Below are 17,225 nucleotides of genomic sequence, written 5' to 3'. Positions count from 1 at the left end.
TTTTAAGTATTATTTCAGTGTAACATCCAGATAAACCGAATGGCGTCCGTAGGTTTCGTAAAACGGTTTGTATGAAACTCCGTCTATCGTAAACTCTAACTTTTTAGGATTTCCTTGTATTGCTTTGCTAATATCATTTGCATCAAAAGTAACTTTGCGCCAATCTTTTCTAGGTTCTGTTTCTTGTGCAGCCAATAAAATTGGTCCGTAAAATAAACTCGCAATATTTTGCTGATCCATAACCGGTTCCAAGTGAAATTGAAATGGCATACGCAATTCCACTATATCGCCATCTTTCCATTTTTTATTCAATGAAAGATAACTTCCCGGTGTTGCTTTTACTTTTTCTTCTTTTCCATTTATTTTTACAAAAAATCCTTTGGTTGCCCAATGTGGCACACGAACTTTCAGATCAAATTTGCCGTTGCCTTTAATCTTTAACTTCGTAAAATCTTCATTAGGAAAATCTGTTGTTTGTTCTACAGTTATATTTTTTTCTGTCCAATTTAAAGTCGAAGGCACGTACAGATTTACATAAAGCGCATTATTATCAGCACTTTTAAAATAAATTGAATTTTGAAATTTCGTATTGCTTTCAATTGCAGTTCCGTTACAGCACGTAAAACCTGTCATGTGAGCATTTCCAAATTGTTTTACAGAACCTGGTCTTAAAGGAACATGATACGTATTTGCCGGACTATTTTCGGCTACTGATGAAAGAATGTGATTGTAAAGACCACGTTCGTAATAATCCATTAATTCGCCACGTTGCTCATATAGAAATAAATCTCCCGTTAGTTTAAGCATATTATAGGTTGCACAAGTTTCATTTTGTCCGCCAGACGAGAAACCATTTTCGTAAATCGTTGCCGGCTGACTGATAAAACATTCGGCATTTGCAGGATTTCTTGCTCCCGCAACTCCGCCAATTGTGTACATATAATCGTTTACTGTTTTGTACCAAAAATTATCGGCTACGCGGTAATAATCCGGTGTGTTTGAATCGCGGTACATTTCAAGCGCTCCCATAATTTGCGGAATATGCTGATTGGCGTGTAAACCTCTAAAAGTGTCCACATTTTTGGCTAATCCGTGGGCGTGATTTGCATCGCCATAAAACACTTTGATATTGTCAAATAACTGTGCAACTTCAAGATAATGAGGATCTTTTGTGATTCGGTATAATCTTGCCATTGCTTCGTTCATTCCGCCAAATTCTCCAGCAATATATCGGTTCCACATACTGATAAGCGTTTCTGTTGGAAGCTTTTTCATGCGGGCATAAACCCAATTTCCCATTCCTTTTGCGGTTTCTAATGCTTTTTCATTTCCGCTAACTTCGTAGACGTCCATTAATCCGGCAAGGATTTTATGTAAAGTATAATAAGGCGCCCAAATTTGCGTTTTTTGTCCGCCGTACATTGCACCGTTTTCCAACATAATAAATTGATCCGGCGGATAAGCGCTGATAAATCCAGTTCCCCAATTTTCATAATCAGTACGGATTCCTTCCGTACTTAAATCAGAATCGTAGGCAGTTTTGCCCGGACCAAAGGGAACAGCAGTTGGATCTGACACAAATTTTCCTCCTGCTGTTTTTGGTTTGCCCGAAAGCTGAGATAACTGGTACAGTGTATTTACCATATACTCCATTTTATTGGCAAAATTTGCCTGAAGTGCTTTGTCATAACCTGTGCTTGCATATGCCTGAGCAATTGCAGTTAAATAATGTCCTGTTGCGTGACCGCGTAATTTTGTTTCTTGTGTATCCCAAACGCCAAGTGGTTCAGCTTCTTTTGGTTGTTGTTGCCCAAAAGCATTACGAAACATATATAAGAACGAATCTGGATCTGTTGTTGCCAATGTGGATAAAAATTTATCACGATTTTCAACAAATTTTGTCTCGTGTCCGTCAGCATCAGAATTCAATACAACTTGCTCTAATTTAAAAGCTTCCAGTTTGCGTTCTGGAGTTGCAGCTTCTTTTGCATCTTTTACGGTTACAATTGCTTTTGGTTTTAAATCTGTTCCCGAAACTGTTCCGGTTACAGTATATTGTCCACTTTTAAGTACTTGATTATTATCTTTCGGCGAAGGCCAAATTACGCGAACTTCCGGACCTTGAATTCCATTTTTGTAAACTCCTTTAATGTAACTTGGTAATCTTGGAAGCGATCCTACAACGGTTTCAACTTTTACGTCTGCAACACTTGCTAAAAATTGATTGTAAAGTTGTGGCGTTCCAACAGGAAATTTTGGTAAATCTGTAGTTTGTTCTTCTCCCGATTCTTCTTCCTGTCCTTCTTTTAAGGCATTATTATAAATTCTCGTGATTTGTTTGTCTGTCAAAGGAACTCTGTAAATTCTGAAATCATGAAGTTTTGCATTCAGATAAATGTTTTCATCACCAAGCGATTTTCCAATATAAAGCTTATTTTTTTCTGCCGAATTATAATCGAATAATTTCGCTAAATCCAATTCTACATTCTTAGTTTCATTTACCAACAAACCATTCACAAAAGTGCTGATTGTTTTTGATGGAATATTAATTACAACGGCTACATGATTCCATTTTCCGGTTTCTAAAACTGCACCTTTTGTTTTATATTTTGCTCCTGCTTCTGTACTTACTTCAGTTTGAATTCCATCTTCATTTTGAGTTCCTGTTGGTGCAAAAAACCAATGTGAATTTGTGTTTTTTCCGAAATCAAAAAAGCGCTGATTCTTTTGTGCCGATCTTAAGAAAATCCATCCTGAAATACTCAAAGATTCTTCGCCAATTAATCCGTCTCCGGGAATTGAAACAAATGCTTTACTATCTGCAGGCAAAGAAAGTACAGTACCAAAAAGTTCGTCATTTACAAACTTAGCTTTTGTATCCTGAATTTTTCCGTGTAAATTATTTCGCGACCAATCTTTTGCATCGCCATCAAAAACATAACGTGCAATTAATCCCGTTTCTCCAATTCCGTCTAAAATCTGGTCGCCGTTTTGTGCGCGTAAACTTGTGGTACACGAAGCCCAAAAACTTAACATTACACAAATAAATAATTGATATTTTTTCATCACTACTTCTTTTTCTTATGATTTACAAAACTCCCTTTTTCTACTTCTGAGGAATTTTCTACTTATAAATTTCTTCCCAAGTTGGCGGAATCACGCCTAATAAATGCTGTACAAAATAATCTCTTCGCTTACGTTCTCCAAAATCTCCTCCTGCTGAATGTCCCATTCCCGGAACAGTTACTAACTCAAAGTTTTTATTGGCTTTTATTAAAGCGTTTGCAAATTGCATCGTTGACGCAGGATCAACATTATCGTCTAATTCTCCCACAATCAACATTAAATTTCCGCCTAATTGTGCTGCATTTGCGGTATTAGAACACGCTTCATATTCTGGTCCAACCGGATATCCCATCCATTGTTCGTTCCACCACATTTTATCCATTCTATTATCGTGGCAACCACAAGATGCAACGGCAACATCATAAAAATCAGAGTTAAAAACCAAAGCTGCTCCGGCATTTTGTCCTCCCGCAGATGTTCCGTGAATTCCTACTTTGTCAATATTCATATAAGGATATTTGGCTGCAGCGGCTTTCATCCAAAGTTTTCTGTCTGGGAAACCACCATCTTTTAAGTTTTTCCAACATACATCATGAAAAACTTTTGAGCGATTTGAAGTTCCCATTCCGTCAATCTGAACCACGATAAATCCTAATTCTGCCAGCGATGACATTGCCCAATAATAAGGCTGAAAATTCTTTGGAACAAATGAATCCTGCGGCCCTGCATAAATATATTCGATAATTGGATATTTACGATTCGGATCAAAAGTTGTCGGGCGTACAATAACGCCCCAAATATCTGTTTTGCCATCTCTTGCTTTTGCCGTAAAAACTTCCGGAGCAATCCATCCTGTTTTTTGCAATGCCGAAATATCTGCTTTTTGTAATTCAACAATTGTTTTTTGAGAATCAATACTTTTCAAAACCGTAATTGGCGCCGCGTCTACTCTTGAATATTGATCGACATAATATTTATAATCCGGTGAAAAAGTTACTTTATGATTTCCGTTTTCTGTCGTTAATCTGGTAAAGTTTTTTCCGTTAAAATCAATTCGGCAAAACTGCAATAAATACGGATCCTGATCGCTGTCTAATCCGCTTGCAGTAAAATAGATTTGTTTTTTTTCTTCATCTACTTTTAAAACTTCTCTTACTGGCCAATTTCCTTTAGTAATCTGATTTTTTACTTTTCCGGAAATGGCATCGTATAAATATAAATGATTCCAGCCATCACGTTCCGAAGCCCAAATAATTTCATTGCTTTTTTTAAGGTCGTAACGGTATCTTTTTCCGCTATAATCTACAAATGTCGGACTGGTTTCTTCTATAATGACTTTTACTTTTCCAGTTGTTGCATTTACTTCCAAAACACGATAAACCTGATGTCCTCTTTGATTAAATTCAAAAGTAAAAGCGCTGCTGTCGTCTTTCCATTCGATTCCGCTCAACTCATATTGTTCTTGAAATAAATCTGTAGCAACCGAAATTTGCTTTTTTGAAGCTACAGCAAACAATTGCGGACTTTTGAATGGTAATTGATCTCCAGGTTTTAAATAATCTCTGGTTTGCAATTTTGGCTGAAACTGATCTGCCGGACTTGACTCTACAAAATAAATTTTATGATCTTCTCCAGGTCTGACTTTATAAGCCATTATTTCCTTACTGTTTGGCGACCATTGTAAATACGAAGAATAATAAAAGCCTTTTGAACCATCGTAACTTAACTGCGTTTCAACTTTTGTTTTCTTATTCTTGATATATAAATTATAGTTTTTGATAAACGCAACATTCAAAGAATCCGGAGAACCTACAGGTTTATTTCCCAATTCATCAAAATTACCGCCCCAATAATCATCTGTTTTTGCTGGCTTTTTATAAGGTCCAATTTTAGCAATTTCATACGTCTTTAAATTACAAGAAGCTTTAGTTGTATCTGTTGTAAAAACTAAGGTTGACAAAGTTTTATCAAATTCTAAATTTTCAATTGGCAAATCGTTTGATTTTACCTCTTTTCCTAAAAATTTTGATAAAGATTGTCCCAACTTATTATGATCGAAAGCTTGTGCTTGTTTCTGTTCTTTGGTATTAACCAAAAGAAATTCTTTTCCTTTTAGCAGATTATTGCTGTACCAAACATAATCGTTTCCAATCCAATGAAATTCCTTCGGAGTATTAATAACTTTATTCTTAAATAAAGAATCTACGGCATTTGCCTTTTTATATTCCTTTAAAGTTCCTTGAGCCTGAGTTATCAAACACCATGAAAGTGTTAAAAATACACTTATTTTTTTACTAGTTGTTCCCATAATTTAAATATTTATAAAAATATATATTATTTATTGACTGATGTGGGTTAATATTAACACATAGTAATATTATATTATCCATCGAAATTGAAATTCAAACAAAATCAGTTATTAAATACTAATAATCTTCCTAATTTCAGTTTTTCTAATATCATAGAGATCAATGAAGTAAAAGCGAATATTTATCTGTAGTAATCAATTGAACGATATGCTATTGTAGAGGCGCACAGCAGTGCGTATTACATTACGTTGTCGATATTTAGGAGACCTAACAGGTTTTAAAAACCTGTTAGGAATTCAAAAAATTAGTTTGGGCTTTTTTCCTTTATCAGATAATAAACAGGTATTCCGATTAACATAATTAAAACTCCCCAACCGCAAGTTGAAAATTTCGTAAACAATAACGAAACACAAACAGCCGAAGCAATTATGATATAAAAAATCGGTAAAAAAGGATATCCAATTGCTTTATACGGACGAACAGCATCTGGCATTTTTTTACGCAAACGCATAATTCCGTAGATCGTAAGGATATAAAAAATCAAAACAATGATGATTACAAAGTCCAATAAATCACCGTATTTTCCGGTAAGACATAATACAGAAGCCCAAATACATTGCGCCCAAAGTGCCCACGCAGGAACACTTGCATTATTTAAATTAGCTGCTTTTTTAAAGAATAAACCGTCATTTGCCATCGTATAATAAACTCTGGCTCCCGCCATAATTAAGCCATTATTGCAGGCAAATGTCGAAATCATAATCATAAGCGCAATAATTAACGTTCCAATATCTCCAAAAATATAATCTGAAGCAACCACCGCTACTCTATCCGATTTTGCTGTTGCAATTTCGGTTAACGGAATAACTGCCACGTACATTAAATTCGTTAAAACATAAATGATTGTTACGATTAAGGTTCCCAGAAACATGCTTAATCCAACATTTCGCTTTGGATTTTTTATCTCTCCTGCAATAAAAGTAACTCCTGTCCAGGAATCGCTGGAAAATAAAGTTCCAACCATAGCCGCTGAAATCCCCGAAATCAAAGCCGTAGCATTAATTGGGAGCCATGAACCAGTTTCTGTATTAAAAGAGCGCGGTGTCCAGGCATCTGTCCAATTGGCATTCCAAATTGAGGCTTTTGCTGCCAAAGTAAATCCGAAGATGATTAATCCTGAAATAGAAAGTATTTTTATAATCGTTAAAATGGTTTGTAGAATCTTGCTGTTTTTTACACCGCGAGTATTCAAATACGTTAGAAAAATAATCGTTACAATAGAAACAATCTGAGCGACATTGAGTTTGAAATTTCCTATTTCGTATAAGATATTTTCGTCGCTGACAGCAGGAATTAAATAGGCTGCAAATTTTGAAAACGCCACTCCAACCGCCGCAATAGTTCCGGTTTGGATTACAGCAAAAAAACTCCAGCCGTACAAAAAGGCAATTAATTTATTATATGCTTCTTTTAAATACACATATTGTCCGCCAGCATTGGGAAACATGGCGCTTAATTCTCCATAACTTACCGCCGCAATCATAGTAATTAATCCTGAAAATAGCCAAATTAAAATAAGCCATCCAGTTGAACCTACTTGTCTGGCAATATCGGCACTTACAATAAATATTCCGGATCCTATCATAGAACCTACTACTAGCATAGTTCCGTCGAGAAGTCCTAATTCTTTTTTAAATTCTTCTTGATTTTGGTCTTTCATTTTTGGTTTGTTTTGTTTTTTGTTTGAAAATAGGGCAATCTTTTCTAATTCTAAATGTGGTCAGTATTTAGAATTTTGTAATGTGAGTTTTTGTTTTTATCATATTGTAATTAAAAACTTTTTCGTCTAGTTTGTCATTTCGACGGAGGAGAAATCACACGCGGGATTCGACAAAGTTTGGCGACATTCTTTGTCGAGCTTCTAGTGTGATTTCTCCTCCGTCGAAATGACAAGATTAAGCTGATAAAATCCGTTTTAATCTGCGTTTTCGCAAAGCGAATCCGTGTCATCCGCGTTCAATTGTCTTCAATCTTTGTCAAGCTTCTCGTCAAGATTTCTCCTCCGTCGAAATGACAAAATCTTTCCCATTTTATGCCTTTACGAGAATTTTCATAACAAGATTTTCGTCTAGTTTGTCATTTCGACGGAGGAGAAATCTTCGCAAGTAACTCCGTAATCAAAATCGTCAATCTTTGTCGAATCCCGCGTGTGATTTCTCCTCCGTCGAAATGACATGATTAAGCTGATAAAATCCGTTTTAATCTGCGTTTTCGCAAAGCGAATCCGTGTCATCCGCGTTCAATATTGTCTCCAATCTTTGTCGAGCTTCTTGCGAAGATTTCTCCTCCGTCGAAATGACAAGATTAAGCGGATAAAATCCTTTTTAATCTGTGTTTTCGCAAAGCGAATCTGTGTTATCCGCGTTCAATATTGTCGCCAATCTTTTTCGAGCTTCTCGTGAGGATTTCTCCTCCGTCGAAATGACAAAATCTTTACGATTTTATGCCTATTAAATAAAAAAAATCAGCTTCAATTTTGATTAAAAATGAAGCTGATTTTTTTTAAAGTTGAAACATTTGCGTGTCTACAGAAGTCTTTTTTCCTGAAATAATTTCTTCTACAATTTTACCTGTTGCAGGAGCCAGACTTAATCCCATCATGGCGTGTCCTGTAACTAAAGTTAAATTTTTAAGTTTTTTATCTCGCGCAATAACTGGCATTCCCGAAGGCGTACAAGGTCTGAAACCAAACCAAGTATCTTGTTCTTTTGGCATTTCGATTTTTAAATCCGGATAAAAATCATTGATTGAATTTACGATTCCCTGTAATCGGTTTTGATTTATTTTGGTGTCATTGGTGTGCGTTATTTCCATTGTTCCTCCAAAACGAATATCTTTATTCATAGGCGTTACAGCTACTTTTCCTTCGCATAAAATGGTCGGAATTGACGGTTTATGACTTTGATCGTTAAGTGTAAAACTGTAACCTTTTCCCGGTAAAATCGAAATATTTACATTTAGTTTTTTAGCAATATGCGGACTCCAAGATCCTGTTGCCAAAACTACTTCGTCTGCTGCGAAATTGCCTTTGTCCGTTATGATTTCTGAAATCTGATTGTTCTTTAAAACAAAATCATTAACAGTAGTTTGCGAATGAATTTTTACATTTAATCTGCTCAATTCTTCTTTAAGGAATTGCATGAATTTTTGAGGATATACATGCGCATCACTTTTGTAATGTACGCCACCAATCACGTCTGTAGTCGTTCCTTTTTCTAATCTTGAAACTTCTTCTTTGGATAAAAAATCAACTTCTAAGCCTAATTTTTCTGCCAATATTCCTTCGTGCTGAATTTCTTCGCCTGTTTTTTCGGTTTTATAAAGCATTAAAAGCCCTTTTTCTTCATAAAAAAAGGAGTTGTTTTGTTTTGCAAAATCCTGATACAAGTCTTTACTCAAAAGCGATAAATTGCAAAGTGCCGGCATGGATTTTTCTACATGCTTTAAATTCGCATGTTTGTAGAATTGCAATCCCCATTTCATTAAATCCAGATTTAATCTTGGTTTTACATAAAACGGACTTTGGCTATCAAACATCCATTTTATTCCTTGTGCAATCATACCGGGTTGTGCCAACGGAATTATATGCGATGGAACTATCATTCCGGCGTTTCCGTAAGAACAACCGTCGCTCATATCTGATTTATCGAAAACAACGACTTCATAACCTTCTTTGGCTAAATAATAAGCTGAACATAAGCCAATTATTCCTCCGCCAATTATACTTACTTTTTTCATTACTATTATAAATTTAAAAAATCATTGGTAAGAAGTTTTTCTGTAAACCAATGATTTTTTTTATATTATCATTTTTTTAAATCACTTGAAAACCAAAAGCATACGGATCATCATCTTCATCAATAATGATATTGTTGTAACCGTAAACTTTTGCCCAACCCTGAATACTTGGTACAATGGCTTTGATATCGCCTATCGAAGTTTCTTCTTCGACTCTGCCAATAAACTTACTTCCAATAAAACTTTCGTGTATATAATCTTCTCCTTTTTTTAGTTTCCCTTTAGCGTGAAGCTGTGCAATTCTTGCCGAAGTTCCGGTTCCGCATGGTGAACGATCGATTGCTTTGTCGCCATAAAAAACGGCATTTCGTCCTGAAGAAGTTGGATCGATAGGATCTCCTGTCCACAACATATGACTTACATCGCGAATCGTATCGTTTTCAGGATGAATAAACATATTTGGATATTTCTCATTAATGCGTTTGCGCACTTCCTGACTGTACTGAACAATTTTTCCGGCTGTAAAATCCTGAATTCCAGAGAAATTATTTTGCGGATCTACAATCGCATAATAATTTCCTCCATATGCCACATCAAAAACAATCTCGCCTAATTCCGGACAATCAATCGTTAAGCCTTCGGCTGCCAAATATGATTTTACATTCGTCAATCTTACCCAATCTACTTTTTTACCGGTTTGTTGGTATTCGATCTGAACAAGTCCTGCCGGCGCTTCCATCTTAATTTTTCCGGGAATCTTCGGTGTAACCAATCCTTCTTCAATCGCAATTGTTATGGTTCCGATGGTTCCATGTCCGCACATTGGCAAACAACCCGAAGTTTCGATAAATAAAATTCCGAAATCATTTTCAGGATTACTTGGCGGATACAAAATACTTCCACTCATCATGTCATGACCGCGAGGCTCAAACATAAGTCCTTTACGAATCCAGTCGTATTCTTTTAAAAAATGTTGTCTTTTTTCGCTCATGTTGTTTCCAACCAAATTGGGACCACCACCAGCGACAACTCTTACCGGATTTCCGCACGTATGTGCATCAACACAAAAAAAGGTTTTTCTTGGCATAAATTATATAGCGTTCTTTGTTAGTATATCGTTTACAGTTCTGGTAATATTTAAAGGATTTTTGTCCTGTAAAGCGTTTGGTAATAATTGATCCGGCCAATCCTGAAAAGTTACCGGACGAACCCATCTTTTAACCGCTGTTAATCCTACAGAAGTAAATTTACTGTCGGAACTTGCAGGAAAAGGTCCGCCGTGAGTCATTCCGGAACAAACTTCTACTCCTGTTGGAACATTATTAAAAATCAATCGTCCGACTTTATTTTTAAGGTTTTCGATTGTTTCTTTGAAATTGTCCCATTCTTGCAAATCAGCATTTAAAACTGTTCCTGTCAATTGTCCTTCCAACTCCGCAATAATGGTGTTAAGCTGCTGCACATCATCACATTTGACCACTACAGAAAAAGGCCCAAAAACTTCTTTGTGAAATGTTTTGTTTTTTAAGAAGGTTTCTCCATCAACCGCAATTATATTTTGCAATGCATAATTTGGTTTTACCTCTTTCTCTAAACTGGTTTCCTGCGTATATCCTTCTTGCCCAAGCACTTCTGATTTTAGACTTTCGTATTGCTTTTTTATATTCGGATGCAGCATACAAGTTGGGTCTAATTTATCTGTCTCTAAAGCTAAAATAGTAATAAAATTATCTAACTCAGCGCTTTTTATTCCTAAAATAAGTCCCGGATTTGTACAAAATTGTCCTGTTCCTGCTACGATTGAAGCAGCATAATTTTTAGCCCATTTTTCACTTTCTAGTTTTAAAGCCGAAGGTAAAATAAGCACAGGATTTATACTTCCCATTTCAGCATAAACCGGAATTGGAATAGCTCTATTGGCTGCAATTTTGCAAAGTGCTGTTCCTCCTTTTATACTTCCGGTAAAACCAACTCCTTTTATAGACGGATGTTCTACCAACGCTACTCCAACCTCAACACCACTGCTGTTTAGGTTTGAGAAAACACCATTTGGCATTCCAGTTCTTTTGGCTGCTTTTATAACAGCCGAAGCTACTAATTCGCCTGTTCCAGCATGAAGCGGATGTGATTTTACTATTACAGGACTACCCGCTGCCAATGCGCTCGCGGTATCGCCACCAGCAGTAGAAAATGCAAGCGGAAAATTACTTGCTCCAAAAACGACAACTGGTCCTATTGGAATCTGTAATCTTCTAATATCCGGTTTTCCTTCTGTTTTATTGATGATCGCTTCAACCCATGAACCTTCGCGAAGCATGGTTGCAAATGCTCTAAGTTGTCCGGTTGTTCTGCCGCGTTCGCCATTTGCTCTTCCTGCCGGAAGTCCTGATTCCTGAATGTAAGTCGTTAGTAAATCTTCGCCCAAAGCTTCGATTTCCTCGGCAATAGCATCAAGGAAATCTGCTTTTTTTACGTCTGCAATTGTTCCGTAAGTTTTAAAAGCTTCTTCGGCCAATGCTACAGCTTCAGAAATCTCTTCGGCTGTAGCTTCATAAAAAACAGTTTCATTCTCCGAATTTAATTCGGGATTTATTGTTTTGTAAGTCGTTTTACCTTTCGCGGAAAGCACATCTCCAATATAATTTTTTCCTGTAGTCATCGCTTTCTTTTAATCTTTAATTAAATAGTTTTATAGGCTGGCAATACTGGTCTGTTTTTCATTGCAAAATCAATGATCGACAAAACGCGTTCTCTTTCTTTTCCTTGTAGCGGAAGTCTTGGTGCTCTTACATTTTCTGTTCCAAGTCCTGTTGCTACTTCGGCAAGTTTAATATTTTGGACTAATTGTGGAGAAATATCCAATTCTAATAATGGCATAAACCATCTGTAAATTGCTACTGCTTCGTCTACTTTTCCAGCTTTTACCAATTTGTAAATTGCAACAGTTTCGGCAGGATATGCTACTACAAGACCTGCAACCCAACCATCGGCTCCAGCCACTAAACTTTCAAGTGCAAGAGTATCTACACCACAAAGTACTTTTAATCTATCGCCAAAACGATTTCTGATTCTTGTTACATTGCTGATATCTCTGGTTGATTCTTTTACTGCCTGAATGTTGTCCAATTTTAAAAGTTCTTCAAACATATCAAGTGTTACCTCAATTTTATAATCTACAGGATTATTGTAAATCATAATTGGTAAAGAAGTACTTTGAGCAATTTCTTTAAAGTAAACAACAGTTTCGTAATCAGTTGCTTTGTATCGCATTGGAGGTAAAAGCATTAAACCATTTACACCTAACTCTTCAGCACGTTTTGCAAGAGTAATTGCTTCGCTGGTAGTTTGCTCTGCAATATTTACAATAACCGGAATTTTTCCTTCGACTATTCTTAAAGTGTTGTTTATTAAAATCTCTTTTTCTTCTTTCGTCAATGTACTTGCTTCTCCAAGGGTTCCACCAAGTATAATTCCATTAACTCCAGCTTCAATTTGTGCTTTAATATTCTTCTCGAACATTACAAGATCCAGTTGACCTTCTGCTGTAAACTTTGTTGTTACAGCTGGCATTACGCCATCCCATTTAATTTTCATATTCATAATTTTTATCAAAAATAAAGCTTAAAAAAAAGTAGTTCTGTGTCATTATTAGCCTTTATCAGTACTATATTACCAATTCTTTTGTATAATCTGTTTTTTTTGTTAATATTTACATATCTAAAAAACATGACGTTGAAAATTCTACCTTTTAAAATACCTAAAACCGAAAGAGAAGCTCTAATTTATCAGGAAGATATTGAGCGTGTTTTCTACGATCAATTGCATCAGCATGAAGAAATTCAGATAAGCTATATTGCAAAAGGTTCGGGAACTTTAATCGTGGGAGATTCGATAAACGATTATAAAGAGGACGATATCTTAGTAATTGGTGAGAATGTTCCTCATGTTTTTAGAAGTAATGTCGAGGCAAGTCCGGAATCTGTAATGCTGACTTTGTTTTTTACTAAAACTTCTTTTGGTAAAGATTTTTTTAGTCTGAATGATATGAGTTCTGTTGATGATTTTTTTAAAGAATCGGAGTATGGTATGAAAATACTTTCGAATCATAAGAAAATTACGCATCATTTTAATAAACTAAAAAAACAGAATAAAATACAACGCATTGCTTCTTTCCTGAAAATTATAAATATTATTATTTCTTCAGAGAAAACGCCTCTTTCTTCTTTTGTTTACAAAAAGAAATATACGGATGATGAAGGTCGCCGAATGAGTGCTGTTTTTGAATATGCCATCGAATTATATCATCAGAATATTACTCTTGATGAAGTTGCAGAAAAGGCAAATATGAGTAAAAATGCTTTTTGCCGTTATTTTAAAAAACGTACTAATAAAACTTTTTTTCAGTTTTTGATTGAAATCAGAATTGAAAATGCGTGTAAATTACTTCACAATAAAAAAGATCTTTCGATTGCTTCTGTATCTGAGCTTTGTGGTTTTCAGGATATTGCCAATTTCAATAGAAAATTTAAGGAATTGAAAGGGATTTCGCCTTCGCATTATCGTGCTCAGTTTTAAGCTGATTTTTTTTTATCTCGCAAAGACGCTAAGATGCAAAGTTTAAACATAATATTGTCATTTCGACAGAGGAGAAATCTCCACAAGAAGTTCGACAAAGATTGGATTTTCGTTGCGGAGTTACTTGTGGAGATTTCTCGTTCCTCGAAATGACAAACTATATGAAAATAATTATAATTTAAAAATAGATTTCCTGATTTCTAATTGTAATGCTGAAGCTTCCGGTGATTCTTTTATTTCAAAATTTCTTTCGATAAGATTATCCTTTTTTGCATTAGAATTTATCGGACTTAAATCGATTTGAAGTCCTGCGTATTTTAAATATTTCTGATAATCAATTTCGTTTACGGTATCAACATACGATTTTATTTCGGTTAATGACTTTCCTGCGATTTGTTCAGATGCTTTCCAGAATTCGGCTTCTGTGAATCCTCTTTTGTTTTTTTCATAATATTCATTGTATAAAAAACGCATTACATCGTCTAATGATTTTTGGTTTTGAGTATTATTTCTGATTTCTAAATCCAGTAAAAATCCAATAATTGGTCCTTTATTGTAATAGGAAATTGTAGTTTGCTTGGCGTTGCTTTCGTTATTAAAAAAGTTAAGCCAGATATCAAAACTAGATCTCGACAACGACATGTGTTTACTTCCTTCGATATTTTCGTAGCGTTTTATCGATTCGGTAATATATTTCAGTGCTTCTTTTTCTTCGAGTAAACCTGCTTTGAGCATAATGATGTATTCGTAGTAAACGGTAAAACCTTCTGAAACCCATAACATGGTGGTATAATTTTCTTTATTATAATCGAAAGGTCCTAATTCTATTGGGCGAATGGCTTTTACATTATAAAGATGAAAATATTCGTGTGTTACAAAATTCAAAAAATCGGTGTATTCATCAGGAGATTTAAAATCGAAAGTTCCGTTGGTAAATATCGCTTGTGAATTTGAATGTTCGAGACCTCCACCACCGGATTCCATCATAATATAACTGTAATAATCATACGGAACTTTTTTCATAATTGCCGTTGTTGCGGACATTATTTTTTTGAGATCTGTAGTGAATTTTTCTTCTTTTAATCCTTCGGGAGTCGCAATTCCTAATGAATATGATTTTCCTTCGTGTTCGAAATTTATTATTTTTTGATTTCCCAAATAAATCGGACTGTCATAAAACGCATCTACATTTTTGGCTGAAAAAGCAAGTCCATTTTCATGGATTGGTTTTAATCCGGTGGAAACTTTTTTCCAGTTTTTATGCGGATTAATAGTTAGTGTTACGGGATTATTTAATGCATTTTCTACATGCATAAAAATAGTATTCGGCATTAAAAAAGCTTTATCAGCATCGACATAAGATTCTGCAACCGATTTTTTATTGGCAAAAACTTTATATTTCACTTTAATTTTGGATGTTTTTCCGTTTTCGACAACCCAGCAATTTTTGGCTTTTTTAGTCCAATTTATTTTATTTCCATTGGTATCTTCTACATCAAAATCTACAATATATCTTGGTGTATCGAGGATTAAATAATAGCCCGGCGTCCAAACCGGAAGTATCAGATTTGTTTTGTTTGAGGACAAATTTTCAAAACCCAGAACAACTTCCAGATAATGAGTTTCGGGATTTTGTGAAGCTACCGAAAAATTCATTTTCAAATCTTTATTTTTCGTCTGACTTATAACTTTAGAGGAAAAAAAAGATTGAAAAACGATCAGAAAAAAACAAGCTTTTATAATTTTTGATTTGTGTTTCATAATTGTTTGATTTAAAAATGAAAAGCCATTCCTAAACAAGGAACAGCTTCTCACACACTTATAATTACAAGTAACCAACTTGTAAAATCTTCATATTATTTCTAGTATCCAGGATTTTGTTTCAAATTGCTATTCTTAACCATTTCTGATTGCGGAATTGGAAAAATAGCTCTGAAATCTCCACTTGGATCTGCTTTTTTAGAGAACCATGATTTTTTTGAATATACTCCAAATCGGATTAAATCTTGTCTTCTGTGCGCTTCTCCAACAAATTCCCAAGCTAATTCGTCAAGGAAACCACCGTACTGAATGTCTGCACCACCTTCTAAATTTGTAATTACTCCAGCCTGATAAGTTCCGTATTTATAAACACTTCCTCCCATAAGTTTTGCACCTGTTACAGTTGCTTTTGCAGGATTGGTATTTTTAAAATCTCTTTGTCGTAATTCTGTAACAATTGCTGCAGCTCCGCCAGCGTCTCCTTTTCTTAATAAACATTCTGCTTTGATCATCATAGCATCTGCCAATCTGTAAAAAGGAACATCATTGCTTGCTTGTCCTACAAGACCGGGACCAATTTCATATTTAACCATTCTGTAACCTTCATTTGGCTCACAACCATCAACGCTGGTCATGTAATTAATATACTCAAATTGTGTTACTTTATCGTCTAACATTATCGGATCTCCTTTACTTGTAAATTGCTTTCCTCCTAACCAACAATCTTTTAACCTTTGATCGTCCGGATCATAAGTATCTATAAATTGAGGGATTCCGCCTGTTCCGTTCCAAGGTCCTCCAGCTAAATCAAAAGTTGCCTGACTTGCAGCTGCCAATGTTCTATATGGCCAGCTCGTTCCAGGTGCTTTTATCTGATCATAAGGAATCGATAATATTTGTTCTGTAGAAAATTCATTTTTGATGATGAAATTGTCTCGATAATTAGAATTCAGTTTAAAACCTCCATTATTGATAACATCATTAACCTGAGCCAAAGCTTCATCCCATTTTGGTGTTCCTAAATAAACTCCGGCATTCAAATATAATTTTGCCAAAGTCATTTTTACAGCCCATTGATTAATTTTACCATAAGTCGAAGAATTATTCTTGTCGCTTAAGTAAGGTAAAGCTGTTTTTAATTCCTTTTCTACAAAATCATAAACTTCTTTTCCGGTATTTTGAACTGGCAAATATCCAGGAGGATTGATATAGGAAGTTACAATAGGAACATTTCTAAAATTATCTAATAGCAAATAATAATAAATTGCTCTTAGTGCTTTTAATTCCTGAATAACATTTTCTTTGTTATCAACACCTTCTAATTGCTCGACTTGGTATATCGCTCTATTGACTTTATTTACTCCAGTATACATATAAAACCAGTTACCCTCGGCCATTGGAAGCGCTGTACCCCAACTATGTTTGTGCATTGTGATGTAATAATCTCCCCAGCCAATACCGTTTCTCTGAGGTGTTACCATTAAATCTGATGAATCTTCATACAGGTTAAAAATAGCATCCCAATCTGAATAAATTTGTCTAAAAGAGTTGTAAGCCGGAGCAATAATACTCGCTAAATCATCAGCTGTTAATTTAGTATTTTCGGCACTTACCTGATCATAAACGGTCTCATCTAGATTCGTACATCCTGTTCCTAAAAGGAATAAGCCCGAAATAAGAATTTTATATACTATATTTTTATTTTTCATTTTGATT

Annotated in this window: 10 protein-coding genes; 1 reads left to right on the top strand and 9 read right to left on the bottom strand. The window is 35.1% G+C overall.

The features are described 5' to 3' along the window. Positions 1 to 9: 9 nt before the first annotated feature. From C8C83_RS20840 to C8C83_RS20810, 7 genes are all read right to left on the bottom strand, one after another. Complete coding sequence (locus C8C83_RS20840; protein WP_121330485.1) at positions 10 to 3,066, bottom strand: beta-L-arabinofuranosidase domain-containing protein; 3,057 nt, start codon at positions 3,064 to 3,066, stop codon at positions 10 to 12. A 58-nt stretch (positions 3,067 to 3,124) separates the two neighbouring features. After that, on the bottom strand, positions 3,125 to 5,374 hold the full coding sequence (locus C8C83_RS20835; protein ID WP_132011888.1) for a S9 family peptidase: 2,250 nt from the start codon (positions 5,372 to 5,374) through the stop codon (positions 3,125 to 3,127). Positions 5,375 to 5,679: 305 nt separating this feature from the next. Continuing rightward, a complete protein-coding gene (locus C8C83_RS20830) occupies positions 5,680 to 7,095 on the bottom strand; it encodes an amino acid permease (protein WP_121330484.1) in 1,416 nt (471 codons plus the stop codon). Between the two features lie 842 nt (positions 7,096 to 7,937). Next, complete coding sequence (locus C8C83_RS20825; RefSeq protein WP_121330483.1) at positions 7,938 to 9,173, bottom strand: FAD-dependent oxidoreductase; 1,236 nt, start codon at positions 9,171 to 9,173, stop codon at positions 7,938 to 7,940. Between the two features lie 76 nt (positions 9,174 to 9,249). After that, positions 9,250 to 10,260, bottom strand: a complete 1,011-nt coding sequence (locus tag C8C83_RS20820; RefSeq protein WP_121330482.1) for a 4-hydroxyproline epimerase — start codon at positions 10,258 to 10,260, stop codon at positions 9,250 to 9,252. 3 nt (positions 10,261 to 10,263) lie between these two features. After that, entirely contained in the window at positions 10,264 to 11,832 is a 1,569-nt protein-coding gene (locus C8C83_RS20815; protein ID WP_121330481.1) for an aldehyde dehydrogenase (NADP(+)), read from the bottom strand. A 20-nt stretch (positions 11,833 to 11,852) separates the two neighbouring features. After that, the gene (locus C8C83_RS20810) at positions 11,853 to 12,767 is read right to left on the bottom strand and encodes a dihydrodipicolinate synthase family protein (RefSeq protein ID WP_121331398.1); all 915 of its coding nucleotides are present in this window, start codon (positions 12,765 to 12,767) and stop codon (positions 11,853 to 11,855) included. A gap of 138 nt (positions 12,768 to 12,905) precedes the next feature. Between C8C83_RS20810 and C8C83_RS20805 the strand changes: the two genes are divergently transcribed. Beyond that, complete coding sequence (locus C8C83_RS20805; RefSeq protein WP_121331397.1) at positions 12,906 to 13,748, top strand: AraC family transcriptional regulator; 843 nt, start codon at positions 12,906 to 12,908, stop codon at positions 13,746 to 13,748. A 171-nt stretch (positions 13,749 to 13,919) separates the two neighbouring features. Here C8C83_RS20805 and C8C83_RS20800 read toward each other — a convergent pair whose 3' ends face one another. Both C8C83_RS20800 and C8C83_RS20795 read right to left on the bottom strand, forming a co-directional pair. Further along, on the bottom strand, positions 13,920 to 15,404 hold the full coding sequence (locus C8C83_RS20800) for a peptidase M61 (protein WP_158598178.1): 1,485 nt from the start codon (positions 15,402 to 15,404) through the stop codon (positions 13,920 to 13,922). Between the two features lie 206 nt (positions 15,405 to 15,610). Next, complete coding sequence (locus tag C8C83_RS20795) at positions 15,611 to 17,218, bottom strand: RagB/SusD family nutrient uptake outer membrane protein (RefSeq protein WP_121330479.1); 1,608 nt, start codon at positions 17,216 to 17,218, stop codon at positions 15,611 to 15,613. Positions 17,219 to 17,225 lie beyond the last annotated feature (7 nt).

Source organism: Flavobacterium sp. 90, assembly GCF_004339525.1.
Lineage (GTDB): Bacteria > Bacteroidota > Bacteroidia > Flavobacteriales > Flavobacteriaceae > Flavobacterium.
Note: the sequence above shows the minus strand (reverse complement) of the source record. Positions and strands in the feature narration are given on the sequence as shown.

Excerpts from the sequence above, each read along its gene's own strand:
- C8C83_RS20840 (WP_121330485.1), bottom strand. The coding sequence starts at position 3,066 with ATGAAAAAATATCAATTATTTATTTGTGTAATGTTAAGTTTTTGGGCT.
- C8C83_RS20835 (WP_132011888.1), bottom strand. The coding sequence starts at position 5,374 with ATGGGAACAACTAGTAAAAAAATAAGTGTATTTTTAACACTTTCATGG.
- C8C83_RS20830 (WP_121330484.1), bottom strand. The coding sequence starts at position 7,095 with ATGAAAGACCAAAATCAAGAAGAATTTAAAAAAGAATTAGGACTTCTC.
- C8C83_RS20825 (WP_121330483.1), bottom strand. The coding sequence starts at position 9,173 with ATGAAAAAAGTAAGTATAATTGGCGGAGGAATAATTGGCTTATGTTCA.
- C8C83_RS20820 (WP_121330482.1), bottom strand. The coding sequence starts at position 10,260 with ATGCCAAGAAAAACCTTTTTTTGTGTTGATGCACATACGTGCGGAAAT.
- C8C83_RS20815 (WP_121330481.1), bottom strand. The coding sequence starts at position 11,832 with ATGACTACAGGAAAAAATTATATTGGAGATGTGCTTTCCGCGAAAGGT.
- C8C83_RS20810 (WP_121331398.1), bottom strand. The coding sequence starts at position 12,767 with ATGAAAATTAAATGGGATGGCGTAATGCCAGCTGTAACAACAAAGTTT.
- C8C83_RS20800 (WP_158598178.1), bottom strand. The coding sequence starts at position 15,404 with ATGAATTTTTCGGTAGCTTCACAAAATCCCGAAACTCATTATCTGGAA.
- C8C83_RS20795 (WP_121330479.1), bottom strand. The coding sequence starts at position 17,218 with ATGAAAAATAAAAATATAGTATATAAAATTCTTATTTCGGGCTTATTC.